This is a genomic window from Glycocaulis sp. (genome assembly GCF_051859565.1).
In the GTDB taxonomy this organism is placed as follows: Bacteria; Pseudomonadota; Alphaproteobacteria; order Caulobacterales; family Maricaulaceae; genus Glycocaulis.
Map to the genome: position 1 here is coordinate 12,904 of NZ_JBHYFK010000004.1, position 19,859 is coordinate 32,762.

Annotated in this window: 17 protein-coding genes; 7 read left to right on the top strand and 10 right to left on the bottom strand. The window is 62.5% G+C overall.

The features are described from left to right. Positions 1 to 109: 109 nt before the first annotated feature. The 3 genes from ACTIGC_RS06690 to ACTIGC_RS06700 form a co-directional block, all read right to left on the bottom strand. The gene (locus ACTIGC_RS06690; protein ID WP_439633674.1) at positions 110 to 2,563 is read right to left on the bottom strand and encodes a TonB-dependent receptor plug domain-containing protein; all 2,454 of its coding nucleotides are present in this window, start codon (positions 2,561 to 2,563) and stop codon (positions 110 to 112) included. Between the two features lie 117 nt (positions 2,564 to 2,680). Next, positions 2,681 to 3,769, bottom strand: coding sequence for a dipeptidase (locus tag ACTIGC_RS06695; RefSeq protein WP_439633675.1), 1,089 nt, complete (start codon positions 3,767 to 3,769; stop codon positions 2,681 to 2,683). A 145-nt stretch (positions 3,770 to 3,914) separates the two neighbouring features. Continuing rightward, positions 3,915 to 4,463 carry a helix-turn-helix domain-containing protein gene (locus ACTIGC_RS06700; RefSeq protein ID WP_439633676.1) on the bottom strand — a complete coding sequence of 183 codons (549 nt, stop codon included), beginning with the start codon at positions 4,461 to 4,463 and terminating at the stop codon, positions 3,915 to 3,917. A 378-nt stretch (positions 4,464 to 4,841) separates the two neighbouring features. On the opposite strand from ACTIGC_RS06700, the gene amaB reads away from it, so the two are divergent. The 3 genes from amaB (at position 4,842) to ACTIGC_RS06715 (ending at position 8,418) form a co-directional block, all read left to right on the top strand. Beyond that, positions 4,842 to 6,341 carry an L-piperidine-6-carboxylate dehydrogenase gene (amaB, locus tag ACTIGC_RS06705; RefSeq protein WP_439633938.1) on the top strand — a complete coding sequence of 500 codons (1,500 nt, stop codon included), beginning with the start codon at positions 4,842 to 4,844 and terminating at the stop codon, positions 6,339 to 6,341. Between the two features lie 39 nt (positions 6,342 to 6,380). Continuing rightward, a complete protein-coding gene (locus ACTIGC_RS06710; protein WP_439633677.1) occupies positions 6,381 to 7,379 on the top strand; it encodes a hypothetical protein in 999 nt (332 codons plus the stop codon). Between the two features lie 115 nt (positions 7,380 to 7,494). After that, positions 7,495 to 8,418: a tetratricopeptide repeat protein gene (locus tag ACTIGC_RS06715; protein ID WP_439633678.1), complete on the top strand. Its 924-nt coding sequence runs from the start codon at positions 7,495 to 7,497 to the stop codon at positions 8,416 to 8,418. A 39-nt stretch (positions 8,419 to 8,457) separates the two neighbouring features. On the opposite strand, the gene ACTIGC_RS06720 is transcribed toward ACTIGC_RS06715, so the two are convergent. Both ACTIGC_RS06720 and ACTIGC_RS06725 read right to left on the bottom strand, forming a co-directional pair. Next, complete coding sequence (locus tag ACTIGC_RS06720; protein WP_439633679.1) at positions 8,458 to 8,949, bottom strand: hemerythrin domain-containing protein; 492 nt, start codon at positions 8,947 to 8,949, stop codon at positions 8,458 to 8,460. An 85-nt stretch (positions 8,950 to 9,034) separates the two neighbouring features. After that, the gene (locus tag ACTIGC_RS06725) at positions 9,035 to 10,402 is read right to left on the bottom strand and encodes an META domain-containing protein (RefSeq protein ID WP_439633680.1); all 1,368 of its coding nucleotides are present in this window, start codon (positions 10,400 to 10,402) and stop codon (positions 9,035 to 9,037) included. 137 nt (positions 10,403 to 10,539) lie between these two features. Between ACTIGC_RS06725 and kynA the strand changes: the two genes are divergently transcribed. From kynA to ACTIGC_RS06740, 3 genes are read left to right on the top strand one after another with little or no spacing between them, the layout of a single operon-like run. After that, the gene (gene kynA / locus ACTIGC_RS06730) at positions 10,540 to 11,388 is read left to right on the top strand and encodes a tryptophan 2,3-dioxygenase (protein ID WP_439633681.1); all 849 of its coding nucleotides are present in this window, start codon (positions 10,540 to 10,542) and stop codon (positions 11,386 to 11,388) included. A gap of 19 nt (positions 11,389 to 11,407) precedes the next feature. Continuing rightward, positions 11,408 to 11,671 (top strand): Lrp/AsnC ligand binding domain-containing protein, encoded by a 264-nt coding sequence (locus tag ACTIGC_RS06735; RefSeq protein ID WP_439633682.1) that lies wholly within the window; start codon positions 11,408 to 11,410, stop codon positions 11,669 to 11,671. Next, positions 11,671 to 13,053 (top strand): L-serine ammonia-lyase, encoded by a 1,383-nt coding sequence (locus ACTIGC_RS06740; RefSeq protein WP_439633683.1) that lies wholly within the window; start codon positions 11,671 to 11,673, stop codon positions 13,051 to 13,053. The genes ACTIGC_RS06735 and ACTIGC_RS06740 overlap by 1 nt, the downstream gene beginning before the upstream one ends. Before the next feature lie 196 nt (positions 13,054 to 13,249). Here ACTIGC_RS06740 and ACTIGC_RS06745 read toward each other — a convergent pair whose 3' ends face one another. Then, entirely contained in the window at positions 13,250 to 13,654 is a 405-nt protein-coding gene (locus ACTIGC_RS06745) for a MerR family transcriptional regulator (protein WP_439633684.1), read from the bottom strand. Between the two features lie 93 nt (positions 13,655 to 13,747). Here ACTIGC_RS06745 and ACTIGC_RS06750 point away from each other — a divergent pair, with 93 nt between their 5' ends. Further along, positions 13,748 to 15,760 (top strand): TonB-dependent receptor plug domain-containing protein, encoded by a 2,013-nt coding sequence (locus ACTIGC_RS06750; RefSeq protein ID WP_439633685.1) that lies wholly within the window; start codon positions 13,748 to 13,750, stop codon positions 15,758 to 15,760. Positions 15,761 to 15,969: 209 nt separating this feature from the next. Here the strand turns inward: ACTIGC_RS06750 and ACTIGC_RS06755 are convergent, their stop codons facing one another. The 4 genes from ACTIGC_RS06755 to ACTIGC_RS06770 form a co-directional block, all read right to left on the bottom strand. Then, positions 15,970 to 16,617, bottom strand: a complete 648-nt coding sequence (locus ACTIGC_RS06755) for a CoA transferase subunit B (protein ID WP_439633686.1) — start codon at positions 16,615 to 16,617, stop codon at positions 15,970 to 15,972. 14 nt (positions 16,618 to 16,631) lie between these two features. Beyond that, positions 16,632 to 17,270, bottom strand: a complete 639-nt coding sequence (locus ACTIGC_RS06760; protein WP_439633939.1) for a CoA transferase subunit A — start codon at positions 17,268 to 17,270, stop codon at positions 16,632 to 16,634. Positions 17,271 to 17,648: 378 nt separating this feature from the next. After that, the gene (locus ACTIGC_RS06765) at positions 17,649 to 18,542 is read right to left on the bottom strand and encodes a YihY/virulence factor BrkB family protein (protein ID WP_439633687.1); all 894 of its coding nucleotides are present in this window, start codon (positions 18,540 to 18,542) and stop codon (positions 17,649 to 17,651) included. 67 nt (positions 18,543 to 18,609) lie between these two features. Beyond that, positions 18,610 to 19,755: a CaiB/BaiF CoA transferase family protein gene (locus ACTIGC_RS06770; RefSeq protein ID WP_439633688.1), complete on the bottom strand. Its 1,146-nt coding sequence runs from the start codon at positions 19,753 to 19,755 to the stop codon at positions 18,610 to 18,612. Positions 19,756 to 19,859 lie beyond the last annotated feature (104 nt).

The following is a 19,859-nucleotide window of genomic DNA, read 5'->3' on the forward strand; positions in this document are numbered from 1 at the left end:
AGAACCGGCGCTTTGGGTCCGTCGGGATGGGCGCCGGCCGCAAACGGCTTGTTGCCAGACGGCAGGACCAGCCTTGCAGCCAGCCCTGCCCCCTGATTACGCGCGCATTCTAGAAATCGTAGCTGAGGCCGAGATAGTAGTAGCCGCCACTGGTTCCGAATACGGAGTGGTTGTCATAGATCATGCCCATCATATCCAGGGCTGCCGAACGGCCGGGCGGGTAGGTGTTACCCAGATTGCGCCCGCCAAGCGTGACCGTGACGTTTTCAAAGCCGCGATAGCGCACTTCGGCGTCGTAGAGCACTTCAGCATCACGCGGCAGGAAGTTCGTCGCGCCATCCAGGCGGCGCCACGTGCCGTAATACACCGCACGGCCCATCAGCTCGAAGTCCGCCACGGTGTGGGTGAGCGTGATATTGGAGCGCCAGCGCGGCGTGCCACGTTCAAACTCCTGCACTTTCGCCGGTGAGAACACACCCGCCGGGTCTGAACGCAGGCTCTGCTCGTTATAGTTGGTCGCCAGGCTCAGATTGGTTGTCTGGCCGTTGTTCCAGTCGAACAGGTAGGACGCGACGAGGTCAAAGCCGCGCACCCGCGTGTCCAGACGGTTCTGGAAGTAGCGCACGGTCTGCACGCTGCCGCCATTGGGGTAACCCAGAGCGGCCAGCTGGGCACGCTGGGTTGCATTGGTGGTGATGGAGTCGTTCAGCAGGAGGCGGTCATCCACGTCGATCTGGTAGAAGTCGAGCGTGGCGGACAGCGCGCCGGCCGTCATGACAAAGCCGCCGGAAATGCTGGTGGAGGTTTCCGGAACCAGCGGGGTGGAGCCGAAGATCTGGGCTTCAGCCGAACCCGGCACCAGAACGGCGTCGAGTACGAAATCACCCATGTTCAGCTGCGAGGTCTGGCTCTGGCCGAAGAGCTGGCCGGCAGCCGGAGCCCGGAAGCCCGTGCTGACCGCGCCGCGAATGGCGAAATTGTCGGTCAGGTCGTAACGGGTCGCCAGTTTGTAGCTGAGATTGTCACCGAACGCTTCATAGTCTTCAAAGCGCAGTGCAGCCGCAAAGCTCCAGCGGTTCGTGATATCGGCTTCCACCTCCAGATAGGCGGCGATGGAGTCGGTCTCGAACTCACCGGCAGCGTCCGGGCTGAAGCCCTGGAAGCCGTTGGCGCCCACGGGAAGATCGCGAAGCGGCCCGATACGGTAGGACGCCGGATCGCCCACGCCGATCGTGTAGGCCTCGTTGCGGTAGCTCAGACCGCCAAAGAAGAACAGATCGCTGGCAAAGGCCGCAACGCCGAAGGATTTGTAGAAGTCCGCATTCAGCTGGTATTCGCGCTGACGCAGGCTGCCCGGACGGAAGCTGGTCGGCGAATCCACGCCCATGGAGGCGTTGATGGTGTTGGAGATGCGGTAATCGATCTCGTTCTGACCCCAGCGGGCCGAGACATCCCAGCCGAAGCTGTCAGACTCTTCACGGCGCACACCGATCACGGTCGAGAAATCGGTCTGCTCACCGCCGAACATCGGCACGTAGCCGCCCGGATAGATCGCGGCGAGGTCAAAAGCTTCCGGGTGGGCCGGCGTGCCCTGGAAGGCCGACGGCGCATAGGTGGCGTGACGGCCAAGGCCGCCCGCAGCCTGGGACTGGCGGTAAACGAAGCCGACTTCACTGTCCGTGAACGCCGCGTTGCCGAACAGATAGGCGTCCATGCCATTGCCCAGATCCAGACCGGCATTCCACGATGTCTTGATCGCGCTGTAGGCCGGGTCGCCCAGATTGATGGGGTGCAGCGGGACGTTCTGTACGCCCTGCGCGCGCAGCGCCTCGGCACCGGCGTGCGGACCGTGACGATAGGTGCCACTTTCCTCAGTCACCTGGAAGGACAGGTTGATGAAGCCATTGGCTGTCAGCGGCAGACCGATATTGCCCTGCAGGTCCAGCACGTCGCCGCCATCATAGAACCGGCCGGCATGGGCGCTGATCGTCGCGCCCTCATTGCTGTCACGCAGATTCATGTTGATGACGCCGGCGATGGCGTCCGAGCCATATTGTGCCGAGGCGCCGTCACGCAGCACCTCAATCGAGCCCAGCGCGATCGGCGGGATCATGTTGAAGTCCTGCCCTTGCGAGCCGGACGTGGTAGCGTGGCCGGTACCGATCTGTACCACCGACGAGCGGTGACGGCGCTGGCCGTTCAGCAGAAGCAGAACGTGGTCAGCCGGCGATGCACGCAGCGTGGCCGGACGTACGAAGGACGAACCATCGTTCAGCGGCAGGCGCTGGACGTTAAAGGCCGGAACGGACGTGCGCAGCGCGTCGTTGACGTCGACATAACCCGTCGAGACAAGCTCGTCCGGCGAGATGACGTCGATTGGCACAAGGCTCTGGGTGTCGGTGCGGCCCTGACGGCGGGTACCCGTCGTCACGGTGATGACTTCGACCTGTGAGCGTGCAGATGCGTCGTTGGGCGCCTGGGCCATGACGGCCGGAGCCAGCCCTGTAACGCTCGCGGTGGCCAGCGCCACCATCCCCGCCTGGGCGAGCAATGTTTTTTTCATGATATTCCCCGATTCATTCATCGACAGTGATGTCGGATGAGTTGTCAGCCGATCATCTAAAAAATTTCCTATCGTAAATATTTTAGATGATCAAGCCCGGTGTCATCAAATCGTCAATCAGCCGATGACATCGCGATAAAGGCGCAACAGATTTGCGCCCATGATCTTGTCGGCGTCGCCCTGGCTATAGCCTCGCGCCACCAGCCCGTCCCGGATCACATTCATGCGTGCCGGCCCGTTGAGCTGGTCGATGAATAGCGGCCAGTCGGCATCATTGAAGGCCGCGCCCATCTCCCGGCGCAGCGATTCGAGATACTCCTCGCTCATCTCGATAACGCGGTGATCGCGGTCGCTGCCAATGGCTACATGCTCGATGCCGCATACATTCACGGCATGGTCGATATGAGCGAAGTAGGCCTCTAGCGCGCCTTCGCGCCGGTCGGTGAGGAACGGGCGGATCTGGCAGATTCCCGTTACACCACCGCGCTCGGCCACGGCCCGCAGATTCTCGTCGGTTGTGCTACGGATATGCGGGTGAACAGACCGGCAAGACGCGTGAGAGTTGATGATCGGCACCGCTGAAGCCGCCACCGTTTCGGCCAGGGTCCGCATGCCCGCATGGGATACATCGATCAGCATGCCAACTTCGTTCATGCGCTCGACGAGCGCATGGCCAAACAGACTCAGGCCGCCATCATTAGGCTCCCAGCATCCTGAACCGGCCCAGTTCTGGTCGTTATAGGTCATCTGTGCAGAGCGGACGCCCCGCGCATAAAAGGCATTGACCCTGTCGAGGTCGCGGCCGAACTGCGTGGTGTTCTGGAACAGGTAGAACACCGCGATACGGCCGTCACGGTGGGCTTGCAGGGCGTCGTCCGCCCGTGTCGCCTTGATGAACCAGTGCGGATTCTCGGCGATGTGGGCATCGTATTCGTCCAACGCCTGAAGGGCGTCCTGATAGGCGTCCTCTTCGTATTTGCGTGGATCGCCCAGCGTGACCGTAATCGCCGAAAGGCCGCTTGAGCGCATCGCAGTGAGCAGGTCATCGCCATATTCCAGACGAAGCTCGCCCATCGCATCGAACGCAAATGGCGCACTGGCAGAACCAGAAGCGCTGACCGCACCCCAAGCGGCCGAGCCCGCCACCATTCCGGTCAGACCGGCGGGCAGCGTTGCAGCGAGGAAACCGCGTCGAGAAAATTCCATGATATTGCCCCATAATATTTTCGCATCGGAAATATTATGGGTTGGCGAATGGGGCGCTGGCAAGTCCCCTGCCCGCGATTCGGGCTACACTGCCGGACGTCGGAGCAATGGAAAGTGCCCTCGCGCGGGGGCAATTTGCGGCTTGTCAGGCCGTGTTTATCCACAGAACAACCGCATCCTGCTCGCTGATCGACACGCAGGCATGCCGCATATTGCTGTCGATATAGATGCTGTCGCCTGCGCGGAGGTGTTCGGGCGCATAATGCTCGGTGTGAAACAGCACCTCGCCTTCCAGAACGTAGAGAAACTCCTCGCCCTGGTGCCCCCGCCAATCGAGAAACTCATCGATGGCCCGCGCCTTGATAACGGAGCGGAACGGCAAAATCCGTTTGTTCATAAGATCTGAAGCCAGCAGCCGGTGGGCGTACACGGCCGTTTCCATCAGCTTGCCATCCCCGGCACGCGTGACCGAGCGGCGCCCCGACGCTTCCAGACTGGTTTCGGCATTGAACAGCCGCGTGATGTCAATCTCGAAGCCGTCGGCCAGCTTCTGTACCACATCGAATGTCGGCGACATGTGGTCGTTCTCGATCTTCGATAGCGTCGAGGCGGCAAGGCCGGTGCGCTGCGCTGCCTCTTCCAGCGTCCAGTTCTTGCTTTTGCGCAACTGGCGAACCTGCTTGCCAAGCGCCATGGCGCCTGCCCTGCGCCTTGCGGGTGGCTGAACGCGATTGGACTCGATGATGTTTTGATAGTCTTGCGTATTGCTCATGTTTGCCCCGTCGCGTGCCTGCGCCCTGTCCAGCCGTATTACCGATGTGTAGCGCGTCAAAACTATACCGCAAGGCCGATGCGCCAAGTCCATTCTCTTACGCATTTGACGCACAGAAAACTTTCCGATAGGAAAAGTTGTATGACACTGACGTTTGCGGCGGGCTCACGGGTCACGGCCCGGGCCACCAGCTGGCAAACGCAATGAACCACACTAGCCAGAATTGGGGCGGGCTGTATGCCTGATACACTAAGTCACTTTGCCGCTGATGATGCGGTGATTGCGCGCGGCCCTGCCGTGTTGGCGCGCGAGGCCTTCTCGGCCATGGGTCTGGACTTTCCGTTGACACGCAACGGGGAGCTGACTGTCCACACGCCGGTGGACGGCTCGCAAATTGGCACGATGAGCCCGGAAACGGCCGCATCAACCGATACGGCCATCGAGAATGCGGTGTCGGCGTTCCATCAGTGGCGCGCCGTGCCTGCGCCGCTCCGGGGCGAGCTGATTCGGCGATTCGGCAATCTCTGCCGCGAACACAAGGAAGCACTCTCCTGCCTCGTCACGCTCGACTGCGGCAAGACGCTGGATGAAGCACGCGGCGAGGTTCAGGAAGTCATCGACATTTGCGACTTTGCCGTTGGCCTGTCGCGCCAGCTGCATGGCCTGAGTATCGCCACCGAGCGCCCCAACCACCGCATGGCCGAAACCTGGCACCCGCTGGGTGTGTTCGCGCAGATCAGCGCATTCAACTTCCCGGTCGCCGTGTGGTCCTGGGGCACGATGATCGCCCTGACTTGCGGGAATGCAGCGATCTGGAAGCCATCAGAAAAGTCTCTTCTGTCGGCATCGGCCTGCGCCGGACTGCTGGCACGCGCCTGCGCAGATTTCCCCCAGGCGCCAAAGTATCTCCATCAGATGCTGGTCGGTGGCGGCGATGTCGGCGCGCAGCTCGCAGCCGATCCGCGCGTCTCGCTCATCAGCGCCACTGGTAGCACGAAGATGGGGCGCAGCGTGTCGAGCACGGTCGCCGCGCGCCTTGGCCGTTCGATCCTTGAGCTCGGCGGCAATAATGCCGCCATCATCACGCCGTCTGCCAATCGCGATCTCGTGCTTCGCGGCGTGACATTCTCGGCAGCGGGCACGTCCGGCCAGCGCTGTACCTCCATGCGCCGTCTGATCGTGCACGAAAGCGTGCATGACGAACTGGTGGCCCAGCTCAAGCGGGCCTTCGGCCAGCTGCGTGTCGGCAACCCTCTGGAACCTGGCGTGCATGCCGGTCCGCTGATCGATCTTCCGGCGATGGACATGTTCAACGCGGCGCTCGATCAGGCACGGGCCGAAGGCGGTGTGGTGCATGGCGGACAGCGCCTGCTGGCAGAGGAATACCCGGACGCGGCCTACATGGCTCCCGCCCTGGTCGAAATGCCGTCACAGACACCCATCGTACATACCGAAACCTTCGGTCCGATTCTCTATGTCATGCGCTATCGCGACATCGAGGAAGCCATCGCGATGAATAATGCCGTGCCGCAGGGCCTCTCGTCGGCGATCTTCACCGACAATATGCGCGAGGCGGAGCTGTTCACCTCCAGCCTCGGCAGTGATTGCGGTATCGCGAACGTCAATATCGGCACCAGTGGCGCAGAGATTGGCGGCGCGTTCGGCGGCGAGAAGGAAACCGGCGGTGGCCGCGCCTCCGGTTCGGACACGTGGAAGGCCTATATGCGCCGCGCCACCAACACCATCAACTACTCAACCGACCTTCCCCTGGCCCAGGGCGTGCGTTTCGACGCGGCCTGAGCTGACATTCGACTTACCAACCCGAAGAAAGGGCAGACCATGACTTTCAAGACCCTGCTTATCACCGGCGCGGCCGCCCTGGCCCTCGCCGGTACTGCAGCCAGCGCGCAGGAAATTCCGCAAGGTACCAGCTACCAGACGGAGTCGCTTCTGGGTGAACGCCTGTACACCCGTTCGGCCGAGACGATGAATCTGGCAGATCCCAGCGCATTTGAACGCGCCACGATTGAAGCCCATGCGGCCTATGTCGCCGACATGAACCCGGACACGGCCACCTGGTACGGCCGGATGCTGTCCTATCAGGGCTATTTCCGTGAAGCGATCGAAGTCTATGACGCGGCGATCGAGCGCTTCCCCGAAAACGCCAAGCTGCGCCGCCACCGCGCGCACCGCTATTTCACGCTACGCGATTTTGACGCTTCTATCGCGGAAGGCCTTCGCGCCGCTGAACTCTACGAGAACATGCCGCTTGAGCGCGAGCTGCTCGGCCCGGACTACTTCCCGTCCACGCCGGACGTGGTCCAGTTCTACCTGTATTACCATCTGGGCCAGGCCTATTTTGCGGCGAACCAGTACCGTGAAGCGGCGCGCTGGTTTAACCGCTCGCACGAGGTAGCCGTGGGCGTAGATGATGCCGTGAGCATCACTGCAGCGGTCTATTGGGAATACATCTCGCTGGCCCGTGCGGGCGACTTCTTCGCCGCCCGTGAGCTGCTGGACAGCTACACCTTCACCCTCGAAGACCTGAGCGAGAACATCGAAAGCAATTTCTATTTCGATGGCATCCAGCTCTTCAAGGGCGAGCGCGACTTCGACACCTTCTTCAGCGATGAAGATACTGGCATGGCGTTCTCCAACGCGTCGGCGGCGGCCTCGTCCACGGCCTTCACCCTTGCCAACTATCTGCTGCTGCAAGGCCATCGTGACGAGGCGAAGGAATGGTATCGCCGCTCGATCAATGTCGATGGCTGGTCGTTCTTCGCCCGCATCCAGGCGGAAGCCGACTGGGCGACGCTCTTCCCGGGCGAGACTCCCTAAACCCCTGCCCGGGGCCCTGTGCCGCCTTCCACGGCGGCGCAGGGCATTTCTTTGCCTGACTACTCACTGAAAGGTGCTGGCCATGCCGATCCGAATGTCTACTGCCGTCGCTGCTATGCTACTGCTGGCAGCAGGTCCCCTGGAAGCCCAGATTGCCGACCGCGACGCCGCCCTCGCCCCTGCAGGAGAAGCCCTGCGTGAGGGCCAGACGCTGATTGGCACCCCTTTGAGCGAGCCGGGCTTCAGCCCCGAACTGCGCGCCGAGCTGGAGCTTGATCTGGCGATTGCGCGGGCCACGCTGGAACTCGCGCCGCACCGTGAAGATTCCTACATCTGGCTTGGCCGCCGCCTCGGTTATCTCGGCCGCTTCGAGGATGCGGTAGATGCCTTCACGCAAGGTCTTGAGCTGTTTCCTGACAGCTACAAGCTTTTGCGCTTCCGCGGGCGCCATCTGGCGCGCAGCCGTCAGTTTGAGGCTGCGATAGCCGACTACACGCGTGCGCTGGAACTGATGGAAGGCGTGCAGGACAGTTTCGAGCCGGACGGTATCGCCAACGCCTATAACCTGCCGCTCGGCACCTTCCGCTCCAACCTTCACTATTACCGCGCCCAGACCAGCTTCGCCGTTGGCGATTTCGAGACGCTGGTGGCCGGCATGCAGGCTGCGCTGGATGAGCCTCTGCTGATCGATCCGACCGGCGATATGGGCGTTGCCATCGCCTACTGGCTCTATATCGGTCACAGCCTTCTGGGCGATGACGCGGCTGCGCGCGCGGCGCTTGTGCCGGTCCACGCTGACTTGCCGCTGATCGAGAACGCCAACTATCTGCGCGGCGCGCTCTTCTTCAAGGGCGAGATCGCCCGCGAGGAGATGGAAGCCTTCCCCGGGGCCATCGAGCAGTTCGCCATCGCCATGGCGGACCGTCTGGCGGGTGATAACGAGGCTGCCGAAGCGCGCATGGAAGCGATTGTCCGCGCTGGCGCGTCCGGCTTCTGGCCGGCCGAGACGGAAATCCTGCGGATCCGGGCGGAGCGCTAAACGCCAGGTGCCGGCGCGGTAAAAACCCCTCGCCGGCACTTATTCCTTGGCGTCTTCGGCCTTTTCCGGCGTTACTTCGGCGTCGGCTTTCTCGCGCTTTTTGCGGCGATCAAATACGTCACGCATGTGGCGCTCATCGTCCTTGGACAACAGCTTGGCAAATTCGGGAAAATGATCGTCTTCTTCTTCATCGATGTGGTGAAGATAATCATGTTCGAGCGTCTTGAATTTCTGAAGCCATGCGCCTGATGCCATGTCTGTCGCGGCCAGATCGTTCAGGGCCTCGTCAATGTCGTGATGTTCGGCAACCGAGTGGCGGGTTTCATCGGTTGCGGCGGGCTTGCGCATCATCGTTGAATAGAGCGCCTGCTCTTCCGCAGCGGCGTGCGCCTTCACCTCCCGGGTAAACTCTTCAAACAGAGCACGGCGCTCGCGCGTGTCACCGCTGGTTTTGCCGATTTTTTCCAGCAGGTCACGGTGACGGTCATGGTCGTCCTTGAGGCGCGCAAAAATGGCGGCACTATCAGCCATCGCAGAGTTCTCCCAATTCATGCCAAGGGTTTAGCAACCCTCTAGCTGAGAGAATGGTTCCCCGCGCGACAGCGTTCCTGCGCCGTTATTCCCTTACCGCAATAATCCGCCCCTCGCCAAGACTGAGCGTGCCGTCGGTATCAATGCTGGCAGGCAGCGAACCCTGGATAATGCCAAGGAAGGTCGTTTCCAGCGCCATCAGATCGCCTGCACAGGCCATGCGCGTGGACACGCCCTGCCCCAGCACGATGCCCTCACCAGTCATCTGGTAGCTGGCCGAATAGCGATTGCAGGGCGCCTGACCCGACAGGCGGCCCTGGCCATCGAACTCCATCGTAACGGCGCGCGGGCCGGGCACTTCCTCGCCTGCGATATGCGTAACGCGCCATACCTCTCCGGCCAGCAGGCTCTCTGCATCGCCGCCGCAGCCGGAATAGGTCTCCATATTCCCAAGCGTGATGGTTACGGTGTCGGGATAGGACAGACCGGCCATCGAATCCTGACAGATCGTGTGGGTAATCTGGATCGTAAACAGCTCACCGTCATCGCCAGAAACGGTGAGCACGTTCGTTTCCTCGTCCAGCGCACCCCGCCCGGTCACGCGCCCGGAAAGACGTGTTTCACCGTAATCGCCCAGATACTCCGCTTCACCGCCCGAGAGCCGCAAAATCCAGCCCGGCTCGTTGCCGCGTGCGGTGTAGACAGCCGGCGCAGGCTCCGGTTGTTCCACGTCAGATTCTGATTCTTCCGGCAGATAGGCACTCGACTGACACTGCACCCACTCGCCATCCGCCTCGAAGCGGACCAGTGCGCCTTCGCCCCTGCTCCAGAACGCCCGCGGCCCTTCATCGCTGCCAGCCTCGAAGCGGGCGCCCGACGCGGCAGGCACCGAGCTGAGTATATAGGCGGCGTCGCCCATGGTGAGCGTGATGTCCGGCGCGTGATAGCGGGCGCTGAACGACTGTCCGTCATCGCACATGTAGGCCGTGTCGTCCGAAGCGGAGTGATTGCTTCTGACCAGCATGATGACGCCGAGATCGGCCGCCGGGTTCCCCGCAGGGAATCGGGCGTCTTCGGGCGTAATCCAGACCTGGGCGCTGTCGGGATCGAGGATCCGGCCGCTCACCGCAAGCTCGCGATCAGTGGCCACGGCCTCGGGGTCGTAGGTGAGGGTCAGGTCGATGGGCACCTGACGTCCGTTGAACGGTTCGCGCGCCTCCGATACCAGCTCGGGGCGGTCGCTGCCGGGCTCGAACGCCAGCAATTGCGCTTCCACAATCGCGTTGTCTCCAAGGGCAATCCGCTCCCGGTACGCGACGGCAAAGGTCACGCTGGCCGTTCCGGCTGCAGAGCCAGTGCCGTCATCCTGCACCGCCTGCCCGTTTTGGCCACAGCCAGCGGTCAGCAGAAGGGCGGCAGTTGCGAACGGAAAAAACGCGTAGGCCGGTCTCACAAAGAGGCGCAAATGGGATACTCCCTGCTGTGTCAGTCCGCATGATTACACTTACCAGCCCAGTGCGGAAAGCAGAACCGCACTGCCTGCCGGCAGAACGCCTTGCCGCTGTCCCTGCCCGCCTGTAGACCGGACACATGAGCGAACATTTTCCCACTTCAGTGAACCTCGAAGGCGAAGACATTCACTGGTCTCCGGAAGGCGGGCTAAGCTATGGCCGCTATCTCGGCCTTGACCGGATTCTTGGCGCGCAATCCCCGCTGACCGAAGAGCATGACGAGATGATGTTCATCATCATCCATCAGGCCAGCGAGCTGTGGCTGAAACTGTGCCTGCACGAGCTGGAGGCGGCGATCGCCCATGTGCAGGCTGACGAGGTCCGCCCGGCCATGAAAATGCTGGCACGCATTGCCCGCATCCAGGAGCAGCTGACCCAGTCATGGGCGGTGCTCTCCACGATGACGCCGTCCGACTATCTGAAATTCCGCGACCAGCTGGGCCAAAGTTCAGGCTTCCAGTCAGCCCAGTACCGCACGCTGGAATACCGGCTCGGCAACAAGAATGCGGCGCTGGCCAAGGTGCATGCCTCCGATGAGGAGGCGCACAAGCTGGTCAGCAAAGCTCTTGAGCTGCCAAGCCTTTACGATGAAACGTTGAGGTTTGCTGCCAGATCCGGCCTGACTGTCCCCTCCAGCGCTATCGAGCGTGACTGGTCCCAGCCCTATCAGCCCGACGACGCCGTAGAGGCGATGTGGCGCGAGGTGTATCTCGACACCGCGAAGTGGTGGGAAGTGTATGAATTTGCCGAGAAACTTGTCGATCTGGAGCAGAAGTTCCAGCAATGGCGTTTCAACCACATGAAAACGGTGGAGCGTATTATCGGTTTCCGGCGCGGCACAGGCGGGTCCGGCGGGGTGTCCTATCTTGTCAAGGCGTTGAACTTGCGTCTGTTCCCCGAACTCTGGACCGTGCGCACCACACTCTAGTCAGGCAGGTACAATCCCGATGCGGCAGTTTTACATCTTCATCAAATGCGAGCTGGGCAAGACCTATGACGTCGCTTCGGCTCTGGTCGATACTCTGGAAGAGACCCGCCAGGTGCATTCGGTTTCGGGCGCTTTCGACCTTCTGGCCCAGTTCGCCGTGGACTCCGAAGCCGATATCGGCCGTTTCGTGAACCAGCGGGTGCAGACGATTACCGGGGTAAAGGATACGCAGACGATTATCTGCTTCAACGCCTTCACCCGTGACCGCGGCCTTGGTGACTGATGCATTTCGGCGTTTTCGACCTTTTCAAGATCGGTATCGGCCCGTCCAGCTCCCACACCGTGGGGCCGATGAAGGCTGCGCGTCTGTTTCTTGAGCGCGTCGATGCCGAGCACGGGCTGGGGGCCATCACCCGCGTCAAGGCTGAAGCCTATGGCTCGCTGGCTCTGACGGGTTCCGGCCACGCCACCGACAAGGCGCTGATCTGGGGGCTGGCGGGCGAACATCCCGAAACCGCCAATCCCGACGCCCTGCCCGGCATTATCGAAGAGGTGGAGAATTCCGGCACGATCCGTCTGCTGGGGCAGCACCAGATCGGCTTTGACCGCGATACCGACCTGCTCCTCGACGGCAAGGTACGCCTGCCCTTTCATTCCAACGCGATGAAATTCACCGCGTTTGATGCGAACGGGGAAACGCTGTCGGAACAGCTCTGGTACTCCATTGGCGGCGGCTTCGTGATTGACGAGGCCGAGGCCGGGCGCAATTCCGCCGCTGAAGCCCCTGAAGGCGAGCCCTACCCGTTCGATAATTGCAATACGCTGATCGAGATTGGCGACCGCGAAGGGCTTTCCATCCCCGAAGTGATGATGGCCAACGAGACGGCCTTCCGCGGCGAGGCAGAGGTCCGCGAGCGCATCGCCGTCATCTGGCAGGCCATGGAAGACTGCATAGACCGCGGCGTCGCGGGCGACGGCGTTCTGCCCGGAGGGCTGAAGGTAAAGCGCCGCGCACCGGCCATGCAGCGCCGCCTGGAGGAAGACCCGGAGCGCGCCACCCGCGATCCGCTATCGGCCATGGAGTGGGTCAATCTGTGGGCGATGGCGGTCAATGAGGAAAACGCCGCCGGTGGCCGGGTCGTCACCGCGCCGACCAATGGCGCGGCCGGGATTATCCCGGCTGTCGCGCGCTATTTCGACCGGCATTGCAAAAAGCCCGGCGACGAGGACGCGATGGTGCGCTTCTTCCTCACGGCTTCGGCCATTGGCGCGCTCTACAAGCTCAACGCCTCGATTTCGGGCGCAGAAGCCGGCTGTCAGGGCGAGGTGGGCGTTGCCTGCTCTATGGCCGCTGGCGGGCTGGCAGCCGCGCTTGGCGGCTCAAACCGGCAGATCGAGAACGCGGCCGAGATCGGCATGGAGCACAATCTGGGCCTGACCTGTGATCCGGTGGGCGGGCTTGTCCAGATCCCCTGCATCGAGCGCAACGCCATCGGCGCGATCAAGGCGATCAATGCCGCCCGCCTCGCCATGCTGGGCAATGCCGAATACAAGGTGCGCCTCGATCAGGTGATCGAGACCATGCGCCAGACCGGGCTCGACATGGCCGACAAGTACAAGGAAACCTCCGAAGGCGGCCTCGCGGTCAACGTGCCTGTGTGTTGAGGTAGCGCCCTCGCGCAGATAGTTGAAACCCCGGACGCGATGCGTTTTCCTCCCCCGTTTACGGGGGAGGTGTCAGCGAAGCTGACAGAGGGGGGAGCTTTTTGAGATAATCCCCCCTCGGTCCTTCGGACCACTCCCCCCGTAAACGGGGGGAGAAAAGGACCGGCGCTCCTGTATTCGGATATTCCAGTGCAAATCACCCCGCAGACACCAGCGCCTCGGCGACGGCGCATTCGGCGCGGGTCTCGTGGCGGCAGGTGGCAAGTGAGGTTTCCAGCTGCGCCTCAATAGCGCGAAGGTCCGCGATCTTGGCTCTCACCTCTTTCAGGTGCTGTTCGGCCAGCGCATCAATATCGCTGCAGGTGGCGTCACGGTCTTCGAGAAGGTCCAGAAGACCTGAGATCGCCGCCAGCGGAAAGCCAAGGCTGCGCCCGCGCTTGATGAAGTCCAGCCGACGCAGATGGGCGGGCGTGTAGGCGCGGTGACCACCGGCCGTGCGGGCCGGTTCGGGTAAGAGGCCCACCTGTTCGTAATAGCGGATGGTGACGACCTGACAGCCGGTGCGGCGGGCCAGTTCTCCGATTGCATATATTTCCTGCATGACGGGCTTGAACCTATAGCGACTATAGCTCGCAGCATGCATGCCGATGTGATTCCGGCAAGTCCGGGATCAGTCCGAAAAAGGATAAACGGCATGACAATCTTCTCCCCTCTCTCCCTCCCGCTGAAGCGTGCCTTCGGTCTTTCGGCCAGCCTCGCCGCACTGGCGCTGGGCGCAGGCATCAGCCCGCTCCCGCTCCTGGCCGCTGAGGCCCATGCCGATGAGCCGGAGACCATCATTGTCTCGGCGACGCGCACGCGCAGGCGCGTGCAGGACGAACCCATCCGCGTGGAGCTGATCGACCGCGAAGAGATAGAGGAAAAGATCATCATGTCGCCGGGCAATATCTCGATATTGCTGGCCGAGACGGGCGGGCTTTGGGTGCAGGCAAGCTCCGCCGCACTTGGCTCTGCCGGTATCCGCGTGCAGGGGATGAGCGAGCGCTACACCCTGCTGCTGGCTGACGGCTTGCCGCTCTACGGACAGACAGGCTCCATCGGCCTGTTGCAGATACCGCCGACCGATCTGGGGCGGGTGGAGGTGATCAAGGGCGCCGCGTCCTCGCTCTACGGCGCTTCGGCGCTGGGCGGCATGATCAATCTGGTCTCGCGTCGGCCCTCGGACGAATTTGAGGGCGAAGTCCTCACCAATATCACCAGCCAGCGCGGACAGGATGTGACGGGCTACGCATCCGGGCCGTTGTCAGAAGACTGGAGCTTCTCGCTGACCGGCGGCGGTCACTGGCAGGAGCGGCGCGATCTGGATGGTACTGGCTGGGCCGACATACCCGCCTATCAGCGCTATACGCTGCGCCCGCGCCTGTTCTGGCAGGGCGCCTCGGGCGCCGAGGCGCTGGTGACGTTCGGCGCGATGACCGAGCGCCGCCGGGGTGGCACGATGCCCGGCCGTACCGTGCCGGGCGGCAGCAGTTTCGTGCAGGGTCTGAATACGCAGCGCTTTGATGCCGGTCTCAATCTCGACCTGCCGCTGCATGACGGGCTGACGCTGGGCGTGCGCGCTTCGGCCATGGAAACGCAGCACACGCATCTGTTCGGCACGCAGATTGAAGACGACCGCCACCGCACGGGCTTTGCCGAAATCTCCCTCACCCGCAGCGCAGGCATCCACACGCTCGTCGGCGGGGCTGCCGTGGAGGTCAATGACTACGCGTCTGACGATTTTGCGGCGTTCAACTGTCGCTACACCGTGCCCGGCGTGTTCTTCCAGTACGATATCGAGCTGACGCCGGACCTCACACTATCCGCTAGCGTCCGTGCTGATCACCACAGCGAATATGGCGGTTTTGTCAGCCCGCGTATCGCCGCGCTCTACCGGCCGGGCGCGTGGACGGTCAGGGCGTCCGCGGCGCAGGGCTATTTCGCGCCGGCGCCATTTATCGGCGCGATAGAGGAAACCGGCCTTTCCCGGCTGGAACCGCTTGCCGGGCTTCAGGCCGAACGCGCTGACACGCTGTCGTTCGATGTGGGACGGCGTTTCGGTCCGGTGGAAGCCAATGTGATCCTCTTCCAGTCGCGTGTACGCCACGAGACGGCGCTGGTGCCTACGGGTGTCTCGCTGCCGGACGGCACCAGCCAGATGCAGATCATCAACACGCCGGGAACCTCGCAGACACAAGGCGCAGAATGGCTCCTTCGTTACCGCTATGACCACATTACGGTAACGGCGAGCTATATGTTCACCGATGCCGTGTCGTCTGATCCGGTGACCGGCATGCGGCGCACCACGCCGCTCACCCCGCGCCACTCGGCCGGATTCGTGGCGATGTGGGAGGACCATGATCGTGGGCGTGTCGGGTTCGAGGCCTACTATACCGGCTCGCAGGAACTGGACGATAATCCCTATCGCACCCGTTCAAAGCCGTTTGTGATGATGGGCATTCTCGGCGAGATCAATCTCGGCCGGGTCAGTCTGTTCCTCAATGCCGAAAACCTGCTGGACATCCGCCAGAGCCGGTATGATCCGCTGGTGCGCCCTTCCCGCGCGGGCGATGGCCGCTGGAGTGTCGATGCATGGAGCCATACGGACGGCTTTGTCGTCAATGGCGGGATGCGGATGCGCTTTGGCGGCGGGCATCATGGTCATTGAGTGTTAGATATTGGATCAAACAGGCCGACACCCCGGTCGCGTCAGCGATCCGGGGCAAACCTTTCTCCCCCTGCTTGCGGGGGGAGTGGCCCGAAGGGCCGAGGGGGGGATAACCAAACAAGCTCCCCCTCCGTCAGCTGCGCTGACACCTCCCCCCGCAACCGGGGAGGGAATCGCGTCGCGCTTCCGGGCTTTCAGGTCCTTGAAATTTAAGCCGCCAGCTTTGCCGCGACCCGGTACTTCGCCTCAGTCGACTTGGCGATGTCGTCCAGCGTGATGCCGTCTGCCAGCTCGATCAGCTCAAGCCCGTCTTCCACCACGTCGAACACGCCATAGGTGGTGATGACGCGGTCAACGCAACCCTTGCCGGTCAGCGGCAGGGCGCATTCCTTCAGGAGCTTGGGCGAGCCGTCCTTGGCGGTGTGCTCCATGATGACCACGACGCGCTGGACGCCGGCGACGAGATCCATCGCCCCGCCCATGCCCTTGACCATCTTGCCGGGGATCATCCAGTTGGCGATATCGCCCTTTTCAGAGACTTCCATCGCGCCGAGGATGGACAGGTTGATATGCCCGCCGCGGATCATGCCGAAGCTGTCGGCCGAGCTGAAATAGCTGGTGCGTTTCAGCTCGGTGATGGTCTGCTTGCCGGCATTGATGAGGTCAGGGTCCACCTGGTCCTCGGTCGGGAACGGGCCCATGCCCAGCATGCCATTTTCCGACTGCAGGGTAACGTCCATATCCTCGGGGATGTAGTTGGCCACGAGCGTCGGGATGCCGATGCCCAGATTGACGTAGAAGCCGTCCTCAAGTTCCTTGGCGGCGCGTTCGGCGAGCTGGTCGCGGGTCCATGCCATGATCTGTCTCTCCCTTAAGCCGCGCGCACGGTGCGCTGTTCGATGCGTTTCTCGTGGCTGCCCTTGATGATGCGCTGAACGAAAATGCCCGGCGTGTGGATATGGTCGGGATCGAGGCTGCCGACGGGGACGATCTCTTCCACTTCGGCAATCGTCACCTTCCCGGCCGTTGCCATCATCGGATTGAAGTTGCGGGCCGTCTTGCGGAAGACCAGATTGCCTTCGCTATCGCCCTTCCACGCCTTGATGATGGAGAGGTCCGCCTTCAGGCCGGTTTCCATCACATAGGTCTCGCCGTCGAAATCCTTGTGTTCCTTGCCTTCGGCGACCAGCGTGCCGACGCCCGTCTTGGTGTAGAAGGCGGGAATGCCTGCTCCCCCTGCCCGGATGCGTTCGGCCAGCGTGCCTTGCGGGTTGAATTCCAGCTCCAGCTCACCGGAGAGATACTGCTTCTCGAAGGTCTTGTTCTCGCCGACATAGGACGAAACCATCTTCTTGATCTGGCGGGTGTGCAGCAGCAGGCCCAGCCCGAAATCATCCACCCCGGCATTGTTGGAAATGACGGTCAGGTCCTTCGCGCCGCTATCGCGCAGGGCCAGGATCAGATTCTCCGGTATGCCGCACAGACCGAACCCGCCAGCCATCACGGTCATGCCGTCAAAGGTCAGGCCGTCGAGCGCAGATTTCGCATCAGCAAAGACTTTTTTCACCTTGGATGTCCTCCGGGCATAAATTCAACGTGCGTTGTATAATTGCCGGGCGCGCATCCGCCAAGCGGGAGTTGCGTCCATCAGCTGTGCCGGTGGGGATAGCGTATCACTGGGCCGGGGTCCATCGCCCGCGCGGGGCCGGACTGCAGCCGGAAAAGGAAACGCCGGACTGGAGGTTTGCCTCCAATCCGGCGCAGGTTGAGGAAACACTAGCCTCATGAAGCCCGGAACCGGCGAGGGACTGGGAACACATGGCCCAAGCTTCGGGGGATATAACGCCACAGCGCGCCTGAACCGGCGCTGAACGGCCGGCACCTGCATTCAGTCTGGGGACCGTCGGAAATACTGCCGGTCGGATTCGACGGCCACCGCCCCGCCCAGAAACAGTATGTAGGCCGCCCAATAGATCCACAGAAGGAAGATGATGACCGCCCCCAGAGACCCGTAGAGCGATATGCTCACCACCGTGGCCACATAGGTGTTGAACCCGGCTGACAGCGCCAGCCAGAGCGCGGTCGACACACCCGCGCCCAGGGCGCAGCCGGCCCAGGACGTCTCCCCTGCGCGCTGCATCACATAGCGATAAAGCAGCATCAGCGCCGCCATCATGGCCAGGACCGATACGGTCCACGGGTTGATGACCGCGCTGACGGCATCACCGCCCAGCCCGAGAGGCTCCAGCACGAAGCTGATAATCGAGGGCACGATCATCACGGTCAGATTGGCCGCGAACAGCAGGCCGATACCGGCAAGTACCGCCAGCATGGCGATCAGGTTGAACTTCACCAGCGAGCGGAGACCATCGCGCCCGGCGATATGGTTCAGTCCGGTAATGATCGCCTTGGTACCGCGCGAAGCCGCGAACAGGGCAATCGCCAGCGCAACGAAGCCCTGAAGTGTCAGCAGCGTGGGCGACGTTGTGGCCAGCCGTGTCAGCTGGCTCATCACCAAGTCTGCCACGTCGCCCGGCAGGACGCGAGCTATCCGGCTGACCTGCTGCACCGCATCGGCCTGATCCTGAACCAGACCGTAGATCGACGCGATGACTGCGATTGCGGGGAAAATTGACAGCAGTGCGAAGAACGATGCGCCGCCAGCATAAAGCATCACTTCACGCTGGAGGACACGGGTGATGGAGCGGACAATAATCGCAATCGGGCCGAAGCCGGCAACGGCCCGGATTCGCGTTCTGGCCGCTTCAATTCGCTGTTTCAAAACACTCCGCCTTCCAGGCCCGCTATTGCGCGCGCTGATATACCCAACGCGCCAGCGCCAAGGCCGTTCAGCCCTTGCTGCCAAAGGCGCCCGCGCTGCGCAGCGCTGCGATGGAATTTCTGTCAAAACCCCAGTCGGACAGAACGCTGTCGGTGTCTGCTCCGGGCGCTGGCGCAGGCCCCTGAATGGCGCCAGGCGTCTTTGAAAAGCGCGGAGCTGGCGCTGCCTGGCGCACACCAGCCACATCTGTGAACACGCCGCGCTCGACCATATGAGGGTGGCTGGCCGCCTCCTCGGTTGTGAGCACGGGAGCAAAGCAGGCATCGCTCCCCTCCAGCATCGCGCACCATTCATCGCGTGTCCTTGAGGCGAATGCCGCTTCCAGCTTGCCGCGCTGGGCGCCCCACTGACTGGCGTCATAGGGGTTGGCCATTACCGGGTCGTCTTTCAGCGACAGCTTGTCCAGAAGCAGCGCGTAAAATTCCGGCTCCAGCGGGCCGATGGAGACATGCTTGCCGTCGGAACATTTATAGGCGCCATAGAAGGCCGCCCCGCCATCCAGCAGGTTCTCGGCCCTGCCCCGGCTCCACATGCCCATGGCCTGCAACTGGTGGATGGCGCCCATCAGGGATGCTGCACCGTCGACAATGGCCGCATCGACCACCTGCCCCTCGCCGGTTGTCCGGGCGTGGGTCAGGGCCGCCAGCACACCGAAGGCCAGATAAAGCGAGCCGCCACCGAAATCACCGACGAGATTGAGCGGAATGGCCGGGCTCTCCGGTGTGCCCATCGCATCCAGCGCGCCGGTCAGCGAGATATAGTTGATGTCATGACCTGCCGCGTGCGCCAGCGGGCCATGCTGTCCCCAGCCTGTCATGCGCCCATAGACCAGTGCCGGATTGCGCTTGAGGGCAATATCGGGCCCCAGTCCCAGCCGCTCCATCACACCGGGGCGGTAGCCCTCCAGCAGGATGTCGGCGCGGCTGATCAGATCGAGGCACGCTTCGACGGCTGCCGGGTTCTTCAGGTCAAACGCGGCAGAACGCCGCCCGCGCGCCAGGATTTCCGCCGGGCCGCCGCCATGGGCGCCCGGCCGGTCGATGCGCACCACGTCCGCGCCCATGTCAGAAAGCAGCATCGCCGCAAAAGGTGCCGGCCCCAGCCCAACAAATTCAATCACTTTAACGCCACGCAAAGGGCCTTGTGCGTTCATGGAGGTGCTCCGGGTAGCGAAATAATGATGCGTTTGAAGGAATTCGGGTTGTGACACTGAAATTACATCGACACAATGCCAGCTCTGTCAGGCCCGGGGGACCG

Coding starts and splice junctions, on each gene's coding strand:
- ACTIGC_RS06755 (WP_439633686.1), bottom strand. CDS start 16,617: ATGGCATGGACCCGCGACCAGCTCGCCGAACGCGCCGCCAAGGAACTT.
- ACTIGC_RS06735 (WP_439633682.1), top strand. CDS start 11,408: ATGCGGCAGTTTTACATCTTCATCAAATGCGAGCTGGGCAAGACCTAT.
- ACTIGC_RS06770 (WP_439633688.1), bottom strand. CDS start 19,755: ATGAACGCACAAGGCCCTTTGCGTGGCGTTAAAGTGATTGAATTTGTT.
- ACTIGC_RS06750 (WP_439633685.1), top strand. CDS start 13,748: ATGACAATCTTCTCCCCTCTCTCCCTCCCGCTGAAGCGTGCCTTCGGT.
- ACTIGC_RS06720 (WP_439633679.1), bottom strand. CDS start 8,949: ATGGCTGATAGTGCCGCCATTTTTGCGCGCCTCAAGGACGACCATGAC.
- ACTIGC_RS06745 (WP_439633684.1), bottom strand. CDS start 13,654: ATGCAGGAAATATATGCAATCGGAGAACTGGCCCGCCGCACCGGCTGT.
- ACTIGC_RS06695 (WP_439633675.1), bottom strand. CDS start 3,769: ATGGAATTTTCTCGACGCGGTTTCCTCGCTGCAACGCTGCCCGCCGGT.
- ACTIGC_RS06700 (WP_439633676.1), bottom strand. CDS start 4,463: ATGGCGCTTGGCAAGCAGGTTCGCCAGTTGCGCAAAAGCAAGAACTGG.
- ACTIGC_RS06740 (WP_439633683.1), top strand. CDS start 11,671: ATGCATTTCGGCGTTTTCGACCTTTTCAAGATCGGTATCGGCCCGTCC.
- kynA (WP_439633681.1), top strand. CDS start 10,540: ATGAGCGAACATTTTCCCACTTCAGTGAACCTCGAAGGCGAAGACATT.
- ACTIGC_RS06715 (WP_439633678.1), top strand. CDS start 7,495: ATGCTACTGCTGGCAGCAGGTCCCCTGGAAGCCCAGATTGCCGACCGC.
- ACTIGC_RS06690 (WP_439633674.1), bottom strand. CDS start 2,563: ATGAAAAAAACATTGCTCGCCCAGGCGGGGATGGTGGCGCTGGCCACC.
- ACTIGC_RS06710 (WP_439633677.1), top strand. CDS start 6,381: ATGACTTTCAAGACCCTGCTTATCACCGGCGCGGCCGCCCTGGCCCTC.
- ACTIGC_RS06760 (WP_439633939.1), bottom strand. CDS start 17,270: ATGACCGTGATGGCTGGCGGGTTCGGTCTGTGCGGCATACCGGAGAAT.